The sequence below is a fragment of the Bacillus sp. DTU_2020_1000418_1_SI_GHA_SEK_038 genome (genome assembly GCF_032341175.1).
Lineage (GTDB): Bacteria > Bacillota > Bacilli > Bacillales > Cytobacillaceae > Cytobacillus.
In genome coordinates this window covers 4,374,841-4,390,963 of record NZ_CP135435.1, presented here as the reverse complement: position 1 = coordinate 4,390,963, position 16,123 = coordinate 4,374,841, and the positions used below count along the sequence as shown (strand labels likewise).

The 16,123-nt window shown below is 38.3% G+C and carries 15 protein-coding genes; 9 read left to right on the top strand and 6 right to left on the bottom strand.

The window, feature by feature from the left end:
* Nucleotides 1-8 precede the first annotated feature (8 nt).
* Nucleotides 9-1,070: an LLM class flavin-dependent oxidoreductase gene (locus RRV45_RS21665; RefSeq protein WP_315666715.1), complete on the top strand. Its 1,062-nt coding sequence runs from the start codon at nt 9-11 to the stop codon at nt 1,068-1,070.
* Between the two features lie 97 nt (nt 1,071-1,167).
* Nucleotides 1,168-1,806: an NAD(P)-dependent oxidoreductase gene (locus tag RRV45_RS21660; RefSeq protein WP_315666714.1), complete on the top strand. Its 639-nt coding sequence runs from the start codon at nt 1,168-1,170 to the stop codon at nt 1,804-1,806.
* 146 nt (nt 1,807-1,952) lie between these two features.
* Here the strand turns inward: RRV45_RS21660 and RRV45_RS21655 are convergent, their stop codons facing one another.
* Nucleotides 1,953-2,816 carry an RNA polymerase sigma-70 factor gene (locus RRV45_RS21655; protein ID WP_315666713.1) on the bottom strand — a complete coding sequence of 288 codons (864 nt, stop codon included), beginning with the start codon at nt 2,814-2,816 and terminating at the stop codon, nt 1,953-1,955.
* A 424-nt stretch (nt 2,817-3,240) separates the two neighbouring features.
* On the opposite strand from RRV45_RS21655, the gene RRV45_RS21650 reads away from it, so the two are divergent.
* The 4 genes from RRV45_RS21650 (at nt 3,241) to RRV45_RS21635 (ending at nt 6,337) form a co-directional block, all read left to right on the top strand.
* A complete protein-coding gene (locus RRV45_RS21650) occupies nt 3,241-4,428 on the top strand; it encodes a M20 family metallopeptidase (RefSeq protein WP_315666712.1) in 1,188 nt (395 codons plus the stop codon).
* Nucleotides 4,429-4,670: 242 nt separating this feature from the next.
* Nucleotides 4,671-4,823 (top strand): hypothetical protein, encoded by a 153-nt coding sequence (locus tag RRV45_RS21645; protein WP_315666711.1) that lies wholly within the window; start codon nt 4,671-4,673, stop codon nt 4,821-4,823.
* A 131-nt stretch (nt 4,824-4,954) separates the two neighbouring features.
* Nucleotides 4,955-5,341, top strand: a complete 387-nt coding sequence (locus RRV45_RS21640) for a nuclear transport factor 2 family protein (RefSeq protein WP_410489317.1) — start codon at nt 4,955-4,957, stop codon at nt 5,339-5,341.
* A gap of 108 nt (nt 5,342-5,449) precedes the next feature.
* A complete protein-coding gene (locus RRV45_RS21635) occupies nt 5,450-6,337 on the top strand; it encodes a VOC family protein (protein ID WP_315666710.1) in 888 nt (295 codons plus the stop codon).
* Nucleotides 6,338-6,452: 115 nt separating this feature from the next.
* Here RRV45_RS21635 and RRV45_RS21630 read toward each other — a convergent pair whose 3' ends face one another.
* Nucleotides 6,453-7,709, bottom strand: a complete 1,257-nt coding sequence (locus RRV45_RS21630; RefSeq protein ID WP_315666709.1) for a nucleoside permease — start codon at nt 7,707-7,709, stop codon at nt 6,453-6,455.
* Nucleotides 7,710-7,950: 241 nt separating this feature from the next.
* On the opposite strand from RRV45_RS21630, the gene RRV45_RS21625 reads away from it, so the two are divergent.
* Nucleotides 7,951-9,291 (top strand): cyclic 2,3-diphosphoglycerate synthase, encoded by a 1,341-nt coding sequence (locus RRV45_RS21625; protein WP_315666708.1) that lies wholly within the window; start codon nt 7,951-7,953, stop codon nt 9,289-9,291.
* 102 nt (nt 9,292-9,393) lie between these two features.
* Here RRV45_RS21625 and RRV45_RS21620 read toward each other — a convergent pair whose 3' ends face one another.
* Complete coding sequence (locus RRV45_RS21620) at nt 9,394-10,413, bottom strand: GNAT family N-acetyltransferase (protein ID WP_315666707.1); 1,020 nt, start codon at nt 10,411-10,413, stop codon at nt 9,394-9,396.
* 179 nt (nt 10,414-10,592) lie between these two features.
* Here RRV45_RS21620 and RRV45_RS21615 point away from each other — a divergent pair, with 179 nt between their 5' ends.
* Nucleotides 10,593-10,955, top strand: a complete 363-nt coding sequence (locus tag RRV45_RS21615) for a hypothetical protein (protein WP_315666706.1) — start codon at nt 10,593-10,595, stop codon at nt 10,953-10,955.
* Between the two features lie 362 nt (nt 10,956-11,317).
* Complete coding sequence (locus tag RRV45_RS21610) at nt 11,318-11,752, top strand: hypothetical protein (RefSeq protein WP_315666705.1); 435 nt, start codon at nt 11,318-11,320, stop codon at nt 11,750-11,752.
* A gap of 248 nt (nt 11,753-12,000) precedes the next feature.
* Here the strand turns inward: RRV45_RS21610 and RRV45_RS21605 are convergent, their stop codons facing one another.
* The 3 genes from RRV45_RS21605 to RRV45_RS21595 all read right to left on the bottom strand — a co-directional run bounded on the left by RRV45_RS21605 (nt 12,001) and on the right by RRV45_RS21595 (nt 15,687).
* Nucleotides 12,001-12,903 (bottom strand): EamA family transporter, encoded by a 903-nt coding sequence (locus tag RRV45_RS21605; protein ID WP_315666704.1) that lies wholly within the window; start codon nt 12,901-12,903, stop codon nt 12,001-12,003.
* Between the two features lie 454 nt (nt 12,904-13,357).
* A complete protein-coding gene (locus RRV45_RS21600; protein ID WP_315666703.1) occupies nt 13,358-14,377 on the bottom strand; it encodes an alpha/beta fold hydrolase in 1,020 nt (339 codons plus the stop codon).
* A 107-nt stretch (nt 14,378-14,484) separates the two neighbouring features.
* On the bottom strand, nt 14,485-15,687 hold the full coding sequence (locus RRV45_RS21595) for an MFS transporter (RefSeq protein ID WP_315666702.1): 1,203 nt from the start codon (nt 15,685-15,687) through the stop codon (nt 14,485-14,487).
* Nucleotides 15,688-16,123: the final 436 nt, after the last annotated feature.

The following is a 16,123-nucleotide window of genomic DNA, read 5'->3' as shown; positions in this document are numbered from 1 at the left end:
GTATCGGATTGGCTGCTAAAGAAAATGCCGGTATTGAAATTGGTATTTACACACTTGCGGATATTGGGCCGGACCCTATTACTGGAAATGCATTAACGGCAAAGGAAAGAGTAAAAGAAATCATTCAAGCCGCAAAACTTGCTGATGAGGCAGGACTAGATGTATTTGGAGTAGGAGAACATCATCGTCTAGATTATGCTTCTTCTTCTCCTGTAGTTCTACTGGCAGCTATTGCGCAAATAACAAAACAAATTAGATTAACAAGTACAACAAGTGTGTTAAGTACGCTTGATCCTGTTCGTCTGTTTGAAGATTTCGCTACATTGGATTTACTTTCCGATGGCCGAGCCGAAATACTGGCTGGCAGGGGAGCATTCATAGAATCATTTCCTCTTTTCGGTTATAGTACAAACGATTATGATGAATTATTTGAAGAACATATGGACCTCCTATTACAGCTAACCCAAAATGAGACTGTTACTTGGTCGGGGAAGTTTCGTCCTTCTTTATGGAATGCTGAAATTGCTCCAAGACCGGTACAAGAAACATTACCAATCTGGATTGGAGTTGGAGGGACACCCGAAAGTGCTGTTCGTGCTGGAAGATTTGGGGTGGGAATGGCTTTAGCTATCTTAGGTGGTAATCCACGGCGTTTTAAGCCATTTGTGGATCTTTATCGTCAAGCTGGAATAGATGCTGGACATGCACCAGAAACATTAAAGGTCGGTGTAACCGGCCATGCCTATATAGCTAAGACAACCCAGCAAGCAAAGAATGAGTTTTATCCTTATTACTCCAATTACTGGGGATATGTGAACCGTCAGCGTGGAATGGGGACAAGGATGTCAAGGGATGACTTTGAACATATGGCTAGTCCGGATACTGCTTTGTTCGTGGGAAGTCCACAGCAAGTCGTGGAAAAGATCCTTACACAATACGAACTTTTTGGGCACCAACGTTTCCTTGCGCAGTTAGATATAGGTGGTCAGCCTTTTAAGAATGTAGCAAAAGGGATTGAAATGTTAGCAACGGAAATTGCTCCAATCGTTCGAAGAGAAACAGGTAAATAACTTTTTATAGGCGAAAGTTTGAATATAATGCGGCTAAAGTGATTACAGGTAATAAATTTTATTACAAGATGAATTGTAATTATAGGAGGACTATAAAATGAACATTGGAATTATTGGTGCAAGCGGGAAAGCGGGAAATCTTATTTTAAAAGAAGCAGTTAGTCGTGGACATGACGTAACAGCTATTGTAAGAGATGCTTCAAAACTTGAGGATAAAAACGTTGTGGTTATTGAGAAATCTATATTTGACCTTACATCTGATGATGTGGAAAAATTTGATGTAGTGGTGAATGCCTTCGGTGCGCCTCTTGGTGAAGAGCAGGCACATGTTGATGCTGGGCATGCTTTAATTGAGGCACTAAAAGGAACAAATACGAAAGCCATTATTGTAGGTGGAGCTGGAAGCCTTTATGTAGACGAGAACAAAACAGTTACGGTATTAGAAACACCAGATTTTCCAGATATTTATAAGCCGACTGCTAAAGGGCAGGGGCGTAACCTGCAAGAATTACAGGAAACTTCTAATATTACATGGACATTTATCAGTCCTTCTGCGTTTTTTGATGCTGAAGGAAAAAGAACTGGCTCATACTTGTCTGGAAAAGACCATCTTTTGGTTAATTCTAAAGGTGAAAGTTATATCAGCTATGCAGACTTTGCTATTGCTGTTTTGGATGAAATTGAAAATCCACAGCATATCAATGAACGATTTACAGTTGTCGGTGAAACCGAATAAGTATTTGTAAAGAAGATATTTTTCTTTTTTATATATGATAGAGGCTGTCCCCAAAGGTTATTATTAATAATTTTTAGGGACAGTCTCGTTTTGATTGTTAGGTGATCGGGCTTAATAATTTATTAGAAATACTTAACTGCTTTTTCTTAATGAGAGGGCAACTTATCAGGATTCATGGTTATATACATTTCGTTTATTTCATCATTTCTTATATAAAAACTAATAATGCTTTGAACCTTGCCATTCATATAAATCACAATGGCTGGCTGACTATTGGCCTTTTTCACTTCAAAATAAAAGTCTTCAGGAACATTTTTGATAATCCCGTATAAAAAAGCCAAAACGTTGGAGCGGGATTCGATTGGACGAAGGGCGGCTTTGACTTTTCCTCCGCCGTCAGAATATAGAGTGACTTTTTCAGAGATAAGTTCTAATAAGGAATCCATATTTTGCATTTGAAATGCTTGGATAAAGCGATCAATAATGGATTTATTCTTTTCATAGTGTAAACTTTCGCCCTCTATGCCGGAGATTTTTTGCTTCGCACGGCTAAAAATTTTCCTGCAGTTCTCTTCTTTCTTTTCAATGATGTTGCTAATCTCCAAATAAGAGAAATCAAATACTTCTCTTAAAAGGAGGACTGCCCGTTCATCTGGTGCCAAATGCTCCATCATCCGTAAATAGGCAATACTCAATCCTTCTTTTTGAAGAACAATTTCAGATGGGCCAAGGTCCGGTGAACTGTCTAGCAATAAGGGCTCGGGATTCCATGGTCCCACGTAATGTTCCCGTCTGTACCGTGCTGACTTTATTACATCAAGACAGCGGTTAGTCATGATTTTGCAGAGATATGCTTTCTTGTTATCTATCTTTTGGTCATCCATTTGGTACGCTTTTAGAAAAGTTTCTTGTACAATGTCTTCTGCTTCCGCTACAGAGCCTAACATCCGATAACCTATTGAAAACAATAATGGTTTAAATTGCTGATAATCCTCATTACTAATTTGCACCTTACCACCTCTTCTCTTTTTGAATAATTTCTTCTGCTTCCCGAATTCAATAGATTCGTTGTAAAAACTCCTAAAGGAGTAAAAGGAGCGGCATATTCCAGTCCGTTTTCAACTAAAGCGCCACCTAATTTAGGTGAGCTACCTATAATATTAATACCTAATTCTTCTAGAATGCCTTTGACTTTTCCTTTTTTATAAATGGCATAGGGACCTAAATTTAAGTATTGATGATTTACCTTATTTGTTCTAGCCCTTCCGCCAACATTTTAATGCGAGATAGAATCCTTAAAGTAGTGAACGTGTCATATCATTAAAAAATTGGGGTATGATAAATATGATTTTTTGCAGAATAATGATTGATGTTGTCGCTAAATGGTACGAGCTGACACTTAAATCGTTATAATAAAACTTTGTGAGGGATGAAATGAGAAAACACTTAATGAGCATGTTAGAAGCCCGCAAAGATGAAATGGTTGAAATTCGCCGTTATTTACACGAAAATCCGGAAGTTTCTTTTAAAGAGGAGAAAACCGCTCAATATATTGCCGATTTTTATAAAGGGAAAGAGGTTGATACCCTTAGAAATGTAGGAAATGGCTACGGAATCATCGTGACAATTAAAGGGGGGAAGCCGGGAAAAACGATTGCTCTTCGGGCAGATTTCGATGCACTTCCGATTTTGGAGGAAGCAGACGTACCCTTTAAATCGAAAAATGAAGGGGTGATGCACGCTTGTGGCCATGATGCCCATACTGCCTACTTGCTTGTTTTGGCGGATTGTTTGATCCAATTGAAGGATTCACTCGCTGGAACAATTAAAATTATTCATCAGCATGCGGAGGAAGCCCCTCCTGGGGGAGCGAAAAGCATTGTGGAATGCGGTGTGCTGGACGATGTAGACAATATTTATGGTATTCACATATTCCCTACCCATCCAGCAGGATTTGTTGGCTACAGAAGCGGATATTCGTTAGCAGGCAGGTCCTTTTTTAAATTAATCATTCAAGGCAAAGGGGGCCATGGTTCATCTCCGCATTTAGCGAATGATGCAATTGTTGCTGGGAGCCATTTTATAACAGCAGTACAAACAGTAATCAGCCGCAGGATCAATCCTTTTGAGGTGGGTGTAATTACAATCGGCTCATTCGATGGGAAAGGCACCTTTAATGTGATTAAAGATAGTGTAGAGCTCGAAGGAGACGTTCGCTATATGACGGTAGAAACGCAGGAGATTATCGAAAAAGAAGTACATCGAATTGTTAAAGGCATTGAGGAGGAATTTGGCGTACAATGTAAGCTTACGTATACGGCGGATTATCCGCCGCTGTACAATGATCCTGAAGTGACAGAAAAGGTGGTCGCAAGCTTAAAAAACATAAACGACCCGGACATTAAAGAGGTTGGGGAATACCCGATGCTCTCCGGTTCTGAGGATTTTGCTTACTATCTTGAAAAAATTCCTGGTTGTTTCTTTTACATTGGCTGTAAACCAAAAGGAATTGAGACGGCCTATTTTAATCACCATCCAAAATTTGATATTGATGAAGACTGCCTTCTTGTTGCGGCCAAATCAGTCGGGTATGTCATTTGCGGGTATTATGGTTTTGATTAAAAAAAGTAAGCTAGACGAGTTATCTTGTCTAGCTTATTTTTCTGTTTGGAATGATTAGGACTCTTTTCAGAGTCCTGATTTATCACCATAATCCATCAGTATGGGGTAATTTAACATGGGCAAAGAATGGGGATCCAGCAACTGATTCAGACTTTACATCTCTTTGATGAAGTATTGTTCGATGAAATTCAGTATAATGAACAGGTAAATAATTCATGTATTTTTCAATGGAGGGAAGCCTTTTGAAGCGGCTATCTAAAAAGCAAAAGAAACCTATCTTTATTTTAATTATGATCCTTTTTGTTCTAGCTGGTCTACTTGATATTAAATACGAAGGATTGCTCTTTCAACTATTACCTAATTCGTTTCAAACCTACATAGCTGATATTTTGTAAAATCCCCCTGAATATACAAAAGGGAAAGCCCCATAGTGTGTTTTTGTTTATAACCCAATTATTGACAATTATTTGTGTTCAACATAACATTATTATAGAACTTTAAATTCCTTAAAGAAAGGATGTTTGTGATGAATATGAAAGCAAACCTCTCCCATAAAGACAAGGCAGTTCCGTTTCTGCAACTTGTAGCTTCTGGGAATGTAGACGAAGCATATCAGAAATACATAGGTCCAGGCTTTCGCCACCATAATCCATATTTCCGTGGCGATGCCAAGTCCCTTATGCTCGCGATGAAAGAGAATGCTGCCTTGAACCCTAACAAGACACTTGAGGTTAAACATGCTATTGAAGAGGGAGAGATGGTTACGGTTCACTCTCATGTGAGACAGAATCCTGAGGATCTTGGAGGAGCTGTGGTCCATATCTTTCGGTTTCAGGATGATCAAATTGTTGAATTATGGGATGTAGGTCAACCAATACCAGAGAATTCTCCAAACGAGAATGGCATGTTTTGATGTTCCTGTGGAAAATAGTTTAATCCGAAAAACTATAACAAGTTATACATAATGAAAAGTTTAGTCAGCAAAGAGGGCACTAAATAAAGTCTTATTAAGGAGGTCCTTATGCAAAAAATCGTTCCACATTTATGGTATGACAAAGAAGCTAAAGAAGCCGCTTTGTTTTATATTAGTTTATTTGAGAACTCTAAACTATTAAATGAAACAGTAATTGAAAACACTCCTTCTGGAGATTCGGAATTGGTCAGCTTTGAATTGGCTGGGCAAGAATTCATGGCCATCAGTGCAGGACCTTACTTCAAATTTAATCCATCCGTTTCCTTAATGGTAGCTTGCGAATCGATAGAAGAGGTTAATGCCAAATGGGAAGCTTTAGTAGAAGATGGTACGGAACTCATGCCATTAGGTGAGTATCCCTTCAGTAAGCGGTATGCCTGGGTGCAGGATCGCTTTGGCTTGTCATGGCAGTTGATGCTTAAAGACAATGGTAAAGCTGTTCAAAAGATTACACCAAACTTGCTTTTCTCAAGTGATTCATGTGGGAAAGCAGGTGAGGCAACCAAGTATTACACCGACGTATTTGAGGATTCAGAAATAGAAGTAATCAGTAAATATGAAGCAGGAGAAGCCATGTCATCAAGGGCAAAGGTGAACTATGCTGCTTTCACCTTATCCGGATATCATTTATCAGCGATGGATCATGGATCTGGCGGCGATTTCAGTTTTAATGAAGCATTTTCACTCATGATCAATTGTAAAGATCAGAAGGAGATTGATTACTTCTGGGATAAGCTCTCTGCCGTACCCGAGGCAGAACAATGCGGATGGGTAAAGGATCCATTCGGCCTTTCATGGCAGATCGTTCCTGACAATATGAATGAGGTCTTGTATAAAGGAACAAAAGACGAAAACCGCAGAGTTTTTGAGGCCCTCTTAAGGATGAAGAAAATTGATTTAAATGCTTTGGAAAATGCCCGTTTAGAAAAACGATGAAAGTACACTAAACAGTAGGTATAAAGGTGAGAGGAACCGTACCTAAGTAAATAAGTTCAATAAAAAAGCGATACCTAAAAAATATATATAGGTATCGCTTTTTGTAACAGAACGATTAATGACTTGCTTTTACAGTTTTCATTGCATCACGGTCATGTTTATATTTAAAGCTTACCGCAAAGACAATGGCGAGAACGAATGTATATCCTCCAAAAATTAACCAGATCGTTTGCCAGTCTTTGACACCGTCTACAGTGAAATAATCTACTATTCTTCCGCTAATAATAGCTCCTACATACGCACCGATTCCGTTAACCATTGTCATGAATAAGCCTTGTGCACTCGCCCGAATTCGATGATCTACTTCTTTTTCTACAAATATAGCCCCAGAAATAGTAAAGAAGTCAAATGCACAGCCGTAAACAATCATTGATAATAGCAATAAGACGAACCCTAAGCTTGATGGGTTCCCATAAGCGAAGAAAACAAAACGTAATGTCCATGCTGCCATACTAATCAACATGACCTTCTTAATCCCATACTTCTGTAGGAAAAATGGGATGGCTAAAATAAAGAAGACTTCTGAAATTTGTGCAACGGATGATAATATAGCTGGATATTTAACAACAAGGCTATCTGTATATTTTGGGTTCAGCGCAAAGTCGTGTAAAAATGGATTGCCGAATGTATTAGTAATCTGAAGGGCAGCACCCAATAACATAGCGAAAAGGAAAAAAATCGCCATTTTCTTTTGTTTAAATAGTACGAAAGCATCGAGTCCCAAAAGACTGACCAAAGACTTGTCCTTTTGGGAATTTGATGTCGGACAGTCAGGAAGTGTTAATGAATACAGGGCAAGTAAAAGAGAAACACCAGAAGCGATGAATAGCTGCATATTGCTTAATTCTAATTGTGCGAAGCTGATGATCCAAAGTGCAAGGATAAAACCGATTGTTCCAAAAACACGAATAGGCGGGAAATCTTTTACTGTATCGAGCCCTGCTTTTTCTAGGCTGAATAAAGAAATTGTATTAGTTAAAGCCAACGTTGGCATATAAACCATTGAGTTAAAAAACATCACCCAAAACATGATGCTAGGGTCTGAAGTCTGCGCGGCTATAAATAAGGCAATTGCTCCAAGGAAATGGCAAATTCCATACAATCTATTTGCTTTTATCCATCGATCCGCAATAATACCTACAAGACTTGGCATAATGAGTGAAGCAAGCCCAAGTGAGCTATAAACGACTCCAACTTGTGCACCAGTAAATTGCAAAGTCATGATCATATAGGAGCCAAGTGTAACAAGCCAAGATCCCCAAATGAAAAATTGCAGAAAAACCATAATTTTAAGACGCAATTTTATATCCATTTCTTCCTCCAAATTTTATATGCTAAAGCTATTTTTAGCATCATTCCGTTGTTTTATTACATTGGGCTAACCTCAATTGCTAAACTGTGTAATTGTAGATAATAATAAAGTTAAAGTCCAAACGATTAGTGGACTTATGGGCATCCATTATTTTATATTTGATATTTTTGAAAATTATATTGTATTAATATACATTCGAAGTTATTATTATAATAGTTGACTGTAAATAGGAGAGAGTGTTATGAACAGAAAAAATATTATTATTATAGGTGCAGCAGGAAGAGATTTTCATAATTTTAATACTTACTACCGAAATAACGAAACATATAATGTTGTTGCTTTTACAGCAGCACAAATTCCTGATATTGATGGACGTAAATATCCAAGTGAATTAGCGGGTGAACTATATCCAGAAGGAATTCCTATTTATTCACAAGATCAATTACCAGAGTTGATTAAAGGATTGCAAGTGGATGAATGTGTTTTTGCGTATAGTGATGTTAGTTACGAAGATGTGATGGGCGTGGGTGCGATTGTGAATGCAGCGGGTGCTAACTTCACATTACTAGGTCCAAAGGGCACAATGTTAAAAAGTAATAAGCCAGTTATTTCAGTATGCGCTGTGCGAACAGGAACTGGAAAAAGCCAAACATCTCGAAAAGTGATTGAAACCCTTATCGAGCAAAATTTAAAGGTTGTTGCAGTAAGACACCCAATGCCATACGGTGATTTAAACGCACAACGTGTTCAGCGCTTTGCAACAGTGGAGGATTTAAAGAAACATAACTGTACGATTGAAGAAATGGAAGAATATGAGCCACATGTGGCACGCGGAAATATTATCTATGCAGGTGTTGATTATGCTGATATTTTAGCGGCAGCTGAAAATGATCCAGATGGCTGTGACGTTATTTTATGGGACGGAGGAAATAATGATTTTTCTTTCTTCGAGCCTGATTTAGCCATTACTGTCTTAGACCCACATCGCCCTGGGCATGAGCTGAAATACTATCCTGGCGAAGTATGCTTAAGAACAACCGATGTTGCCATTATAAACAAAGTAGACAGTGCAACAGAGGAAAACATTCAAATTGTAGAAAATAATATCAAATTCGCTAGCCCAAATAGCACGATTATAAAAGCTGAATCAACGATTACGGTTGATCAACCGGAGGCTATTGCTGGAAAACGCGTGTTAGTCGTTGAAGATGGTCCAACGTTAACACATGGAGAGATGAAGCTTGGTGCAGGTACAGTTGCAGCGGAACGTTTGGGTGTGAAGGAAATCATTGACCCACGTCCATTCGCTGTTGGTACATTAGTTGATACGTTTAACAAGTACCAACATATTGAAAACGTGCTTCCAGCGATGGGATACGGTGAACAGCAATTGAAGGATCTTGAAGAAACGATTAATAACTCTGACTGTGATGCAGTGATTATTGGGACACCAATTGATTTATCACGTGTCATTTCAATTAATAAACCGTGCACACGTGTACACTACGATTTAGATGAAATCGGCAGTCCGAACCTAAGCGATATTTTAAAAGACTTTATCCAAGAGCATAAGCTTGTGTAATGTAGAAAAAGCCTAGCGACATTAGTTGCTAGGCTTTTTAAGGTGTGAGCCTCAATAGTAGATACGCTCATCTCTGATTTCTTTAAGATAGGAAAGTACAATTTAATTACTATTTAATTTTTTGAGAATTCGGTAGTGGCCTTTTCCAGGAATATAGCCAATACTTCTATTAATATATTGCATAGGGGCGTTACTTTCTTCTGAATCAGTAGTCATAGTATTTGCCCCTGCATTTTTTGCTGCATCAATAGATATTCGTTTTAACGCCTTAGCAATCCCGCGGCCACGGTATTCTTTTTGAACACCTGTATAGTTCGTATACACCACTCCAGCATCCTCGGTGCTGAATAATTGAGTCACTCCAACGAAATGATTACCATCTATGGCGATGAAAACCCAATCCTTACGTGAAGAATCTTCTGGTAGAAACTCTTTTCGCCATTCTGCAAAAGGAGGAAGGCTTTCATATTGACCTGGATTATCTCTTGATGTCTCTACACATAATTCATATAATTTATGCTCTGAATCCTCTCCTGGCAGATCAGCTAACGTAACAAATTGAATACCTGATTTTGCTAATTGTTCTCTTAGTTCTACGTACTTAGTAGAGTCAAATTGATTGAGATCTAGTACTAAATCAAATACATGAGCATCCAACGAAAAGCCACGGTTTTGAACAAAAGGAATTGAAGCATCAATCCAATCCATTACAATAGATGATAATACAGATGCCTGTTGTTCTTTTGCCCAATTTTCAATATGTGATAGGATCATTTCCCCTACACCTTGCCCACGATATTCAGGGTGAACACAGAAGACACTTCCCAACTGACCGGGATCGGCCCAAGGAGCACGATAAGAAGCGCCATAACCAATTATTTGGCCATTTTCGTCCTCCGCTATGACTCGTGTTCTTCCAAAACCAACCAAGAGGCCATGTTCATTTAATTTCAGATTAGATGTTATTGGCATTTGCTGATCTTCCTCTTCAATGGATTGAGCTGTTGCAGAACCTGGTTCAATCATGTTAAAGAGATTTGCAATTTGTACATAATCTTCTGGAATTCTAATATCCCGAAGTCTTGCAATTGTAGAAACTTTACTCGATTTATTTAAGGCCATTTATCATTACCTCCAATTAAATACGAAAATAATATATAAAATACAGAACTTCTGATATTAATTTCTACAATATGTAAGATAGTTCCTTTTTCAGGAAAAGAATTAATCATTATAAAACCATTTAAACTGGCAGAAATCTATATTAAAATAATCCTATCAAAGAGAGAGAAGGATTTTTAATGTGGATTGTAGCAGCAGTTCTGACGATGTTGTGCTTTGGAATCAATAATATGATTTTTAAGGTCACGTCAGGCAAAGGACTATCAAAGGTGCATTTGCAGTTTTTCTTTTATCTGATTGCGTTTTTAATCATGTTTGGCTATGGAACATTCGCAGGATTTGCCTCATTTAATGGATTGACCATTGTGTTAGGGGCGTTCATCGGCATATTGAATGCTAATGGGAATATTCAAATGTCAAAGGCGTTTGAAAAAGGACCGGCTAGTTTAACATCGCCGCTTATTAGCACAAATACGATTATTCCTATTTTAAGCGCAGCGCAATTGTTTAGTTGTCGTTCTCAGCAGCTGTTGGCTATATAAAGAAAGGCTTAAAATATACCAGGTAATCGGGGTTATTTCCGCACTAGCCGGCATTGTGCTGACAAAAATTTAATAGAAAAAATTGAATCAGGGCTGAGGCTCTGATTTTTATTTTATATAGTTAATTGAATATTTAAATACTTTAAATTTAAATATGACTTTAATCTTAATTTTAAACCTATTTTGGTTATAATCTCCTAAAGGGTACTTTGTTTAGTGTTAATCCAAAATTCCTATTCATATATATAACCAAAATGATCTGATTGAGGAGGAAGGTTTTATGAAGGAAAAAAGTATTTGTTACACATAAAAATCCAGATAGCAAATACGAAGGATTTATTACATATGGCCAAAGAGATATCATGTTACCTGAAGATGCACTTATTTCTATCACCTTAGGCGAAAAGTTTTCTGTTTGGAGAACGATCGTTAATGCGATTGTCAGTCAATTTGTCATGAAGCAAATGAAGAAATCCCCCAAATTACTTTATGCCGAAATGAAAGGTCATATAAAAGAAGGTTACGGACTGACCATGACAGTATGGGAGCCTAAATCAATGAGACAATTTAGAGATAAGGGTGCACATAAATTTGCTATGCGATTTTTCAGCTGGGTTTTTTATGGCGGGAATGCCCATGCTTACTTTTTATCCTATAAAAATAATGGTTCAATCCCAACAAGTATCGAAGCCTTTGAATTAGTAAAAAAATATGGCAGATTTTACGACAATGGAAAGTTGATTCGGAATAGTAATGCTCCCATTTTTAATGAAGAGGTTGACATACGTTCGGAATAACCTTTGTTCGGTAATCCTAGGTCCCGTATAATCTCTACTAAAAATTTGGAGGTTTCAAAATATGCATTTATCTAAATCCTATTGGGCAATTCTTATTAGACAGCTTAATATGATTTATAATCAAAAACATTAAGTTGAACCTTATCCCTAATATTAGATGGGGTTTTTAACAAACTTCGGATAAATAAAAACCAGGAGAGGATTGCCTCTCCTGGTTTGCCAAGATTATTATTAACAATCCAAGCACTCTACCCCTCAATCCGTTTCCTAATTCGAAAAAGGCTTGTGCCAAGTTCATTTAAAGCAATTGCAGCTAGGATAATAGCCGTGCCTACCCACTGAAGCGGTGTTATTGTTTCAGATAAAATGATGCTTGCTGATAGGATGGCGATCGGTAATTCAATGGATGTTAATATATTGGCGATGCCTCCAGAAATTAAAGGCGCGCCCATCGCGAAAAAAAGTGGAGGGAGGACAGCTCCAAATAACGAAACTCCAACAGCACTGGTTATTAAGTTTGTCTCCAATGGCAGTACTGATGGAATCTCACGCATGAAAATGACAAGGACCAAGATTGTTGATCCTGTTGCCATCAATGAGGTTCGAGTCCATGGATCCACATTTACAGCGACCTTTCCACTGAAAAAAATAAATCCTGCATAAGTACATGCGGATAGAATACCAAATAGGATACCTTTGAAAGGCAGACCCTGTATGTCCCCATTTAATACATTCGATGCAAAAAAGACTCCTACTAATATTAGAATGATAGACAATATGGTTACAGGCGCAGGTTTGATTTTGCTGAAAATCCATTCCAACATGATTCCTATCCAAACGAATTGAAACATTAAAATGATGGCCAATGAGGCAGGCAAATATTGCATGGCCCCATAATAAAAAATACTTGTTAATCCGGTAAAACAACCGGTCATCATTATTTGAGGAATATTCTTTTTATTAAGACCTTTAAAACTAGCACGTTTTATTAGAGTAAAAGACCATAGTAAAATAGAGGAAATCAACATTTGAACGATATTAATTTGGCCAAGTGTATAGCCGAAGCTAAACCCCAATTTAGCAAATACCGGTGTAAACCCAAAAAAAGCAGCACCTATTAACACAAATAAAATACCTTTATTTAATTTCATTATGAGACCTCCTTGCTGCAGAAATATAACTATACTATTATAGCATAAATAGACAATTGGCTGTCCCTATCATAGGATGTATAATAGTTAACCATCTTTATCAATTAATTTGATGAGTGGATGGAGTAAAAGCGGTTTTCAGACGAGAGGACTTTGATTCCGTTATTTGGCTGAAAAGGTGGTTTTTCTAAGGGTTAAAGGACTTAGGTTCCGCTATGGCATGTAATGAAGGCCATTTTCTTTTGTTTTTCCCTAATTTACGGATTCTCTGTCCTATTCATCCAACAAAGATACGATTTTTATGTAAATAAGGGATCCACTGTCCGCAGATGGGACAAGGGAATGTGAACTTCATTCCTGTTAGGTGAGAACGGATATATTCCAAGTCAGTTATAGAGCAAAATAAAAAACAACCCCTCAAAAAGGGGGCTAGGTCTATGAAAAAGGGCATAAGTTACCCCAATTCATGTTTATGTTCCTCATACGATTCAGCAAGCGTTCGACCGTTACGTTCCTGTACTTGTTCAACTACGTGACGAATTGCTTCAATAACATATTCGGGTCTTGGCATTTGTAGACTGTGTCCCTTACGATCACTAATTTTATGGATAGAGTTAGTTGACCGGGAGGCCAATTCCTTTTGCATTTCGGTCCAATGGGCACCAAATCCTGGGTTGTTTACAACAGCAATCGGAAGGTCGCCAAACTGAGGTTTATTCATACTATTATTTAATAAATTCGCAGTTGCCTCCAGATGTCCCCATGCCCCTTTAAATTCTGCTCCAGCTGTTTTCCCTGCAAAAATACTGTAAACGATCCCTTTCCATTGCTTGTATTCTTCTGCATCAAGCTGCTGTTTATAATAGGGAAGTTCACTCCCATACATCGGAATCACGCCAAGAACGTTGCCGAAGAATCGTGGAATACCAAATGGAGACACCAGTCTTAGTATCTTCAGCATAAAGCCAATGAAGGTAAAGCCCTGCTTAAACTTGGCATCATCCTTGAGAAATTCATGCGTTGAATCTAAGAACACTAATCCAGCCACCTGATTTGGATATTTTAAAGCATAGAGTCGGACAATTAGTCCGCCTAATGAATGACCGACAAGTACATATGGTCCAGGGGCTCCGGTCTTATTCAGCAGATTTTTAAGGTCTTTGACCGTTTGTTCCGGAGTTGGCTCGGGGCCGGGGTCACTTGAACCCATCCCTGCACGGCCATATGTAATAAATCTAGTAAACTTAGATAATTCCTTGCGAATATGCACCCATGAGTAAGAGCAATCACCCGCGCCATGAATAAGGACGACCGTTGGTTCACCTTTTCCAGTATCCGTTAGATGGAGACGGTAGCCGCCAACATCAATCATTTCACCAGTATGGGGTCTTCTCCCATCTCTACGCCGTGAAACTTGTTCGTATACCAATCCAAGTAAAAGTAAACCTGCCAATCCTATTATTCCAATTAACATCTTCCCCCTACTTTCTCCTATTGTTTTTCCTTAAAAAAGTAAATTAATAGTTAAATTATACCAATTAATAGTTTCGCTCACAATCGGTTAGGCACTCTATAATCCCATTATTTTTTTACAACTAAAGAAATAAACGAAAGTGTACAAATGAAGGCGAATCCAATGAGAAGCCAAAACGCAGCATCAAATGAGCCTTTAGATCCTTCAACGATAAACCCAATGGCAATAGGTGTGACAAAGCCTGCAAGCTGTCCGCCAAAACTAACAAATCCCATTGTGGAACCGACAATCTGTGTAGGCACAGTCTTTAGTACATTCGTAGGGAGAAAAATAATGATAAATGCGCCAAAAATCATGATAATGGTTTGATAAACCATGAACTCAGTGACACTATTTGCATTAAACATGAGATAGAGTAAAATACCAACACAAGCGGCACTGATGATGCCGTAAATATATTCTTTTCCCTTTGGTAATTTATCTAACAGATAACCTGCTCCAAATGTCCCAATAATGGCTGACAATCCTGGAATGGCGGCAATCCAGCCTAATTCAAGCAATTCTAGCCCTCGAACATTAACCAGATAGGTAGGCATCCATGATAACAGTCCCCAGTTAATCGCATTTACACTAAAAGAAGCGATGAACAAGCTCCAAACAAAAGGATATTTTAATAGCTGAAGTAAGGATTTTGGCTGTTGAATTTGTGACTCTTCCTTGACATCGTATACTGCCGATTTAGGATCTTTGATGTAAAACCAAAAAATCAATGCTAAAATAATTCCCATTCCACCGATTATCCAAAACATTGCTCGCCATCCAATGGTCGCCATCATAGTCGTTGCAAATATAGGGGTGAGAATTCCTAAAAATGCCCCTGATGAAAGAACGATGGCCATGGCTCTTCCTCTTTCTGATGACGGAAAAATTTGGGCAATCAGCTTTGATCCAGCTGGCATGTAGCCTCCTTCGCCAATGCCAAATAAAAAGCGAATGATTAATATGGAAGTTAATGACCAAGCCGCCCCCGTTAAGGCTGTAAAGATGGACCACATGATGATGGCAGTGATCAAAACTTTCCTTGAGCCATAACGGTCTGCTAACCAGCCCCCGGGAATTTGCATTAAAGCATACCCCGCGAAAAAACTGCTAAGTAAAAACCCTGTTGAAGTCGCACTGAGCTGCAAATCTTTCGTAATGGAAATAACAGCATAGTTCATCACAAATCGATCTAAATTCCCAAGCGACCATCCAGCAAATAATAACGCTAATATCAAATGCTTTTCATCCCAAGCTTTTATTTTCGCCAAAATCCTCTCCCCAGTCATTTAAAATGGGTATGCTTCAATACGACTTCATACATTGGCACAAAAAAGTGTATTCACTTCAGTGATGGACATTTAAGCGAAGATTCCCACTCGAAATGTCCGTTAACGTCTGAATGACGGACACTTCACCGCAGAATTCCGCTTCAAATGTCCGTTAAAGCCAGAATGACGGACATTTCACTGCAGAATTCCGCTTCAAATGTCCATAAACGCCTGAATGACGGACATCTCACGGAAGAATACCACCCCAAATGTCCGTATTTGATCCTATGATGTATATAGACTGTCGTTCTCTCGATATTCAAGTTTATTAAACCTTTTACCCATTAGGAAATAAGTCTAGTATCTTATATATATTTTATAATTGGTGTATTAGCACATAAAAAAGAAAGTCACTGTACTACCATTGGGATAGCGC

Bases quoted from the DNA above. Each gene is read 5' to 3' on its own strand.
- RRV45_RS21640 (WP_410489317.1), top strand. From the start codon at position 4,955: ATGAATATGAAAGCAAACCTCTCCCATAAAGACAAGGCAGTTCCGTTT.
- RRV45_RS21610 (WP_315666705.1), top strand. From the start codon at position 11,318: ATGTTACCTGAAGATGCACTTATTTCTATCACCTTAGGCGAAAAGTTT.
- RRV45_RS21660 (WP_315666714.1), top strand. From the start codon at position 1,168: ATGAACATTGGAATTATTGGTGCAAGCGGGAAAGCGGGAAATCTTATT.
- RRV45_RS21600 (WP_315666703.1), bottom strand. From the start codon at position 14,377: ATGTTAATTGGAATAATAGGATTGGCAGGTTTACTTTTACTTGGATTG.
- RRV45_RS21605 (WP_315666704.1), bottom strand. From the start codon at position 12,903: ATGAAATTAAATAAAGGTATTTTATTTGTGTTAATAGGTGCTGCTTTT.
- RRV45_RS21650 (WP_315666712.1), top strand. From the start codon at position 3,241: ATGAGAAAACACTTAATGAGCATGTTAGAAGCCCGCAAAGATGAAATG.
- RRV45_RS21615 (WP_315666706.1), top strand. From the start codon at position 10,593: ATGTGGATTGTAGCAGCAGTTCTGACGATGTTGTGCTTTGGAATCAAT.
- RRV45_RS21635 (WP_315666710.1), top strand. From the start codon at position 5,450: ATGCAAAAAATCGTTCCACATTTATGGTATGACAAAGAAGCTAAAGAA.
- RRV45_RS21630 (WP_315666709.1), bottom strand. From the start codon at position 7,709: ATGGATATAAAATTGCGTCTTAAAATTATGGTTTTTCTGCAATTTTTC.
- RRV45_RS21620 (WP_315666707.1), bottom strand. From the start codon at position 10,413: ATGGCCTTAAATAAATCGAGTAAAGTTTCTACAATTGCAAGACTTCGG.
- RRV45_RS21625 (WP_315666708.1), top strand. From the start codon at position 7,951: ATGAACAGAAAAAATATTATTATTATAGGTGCAGCAGGAAGAGATTTT.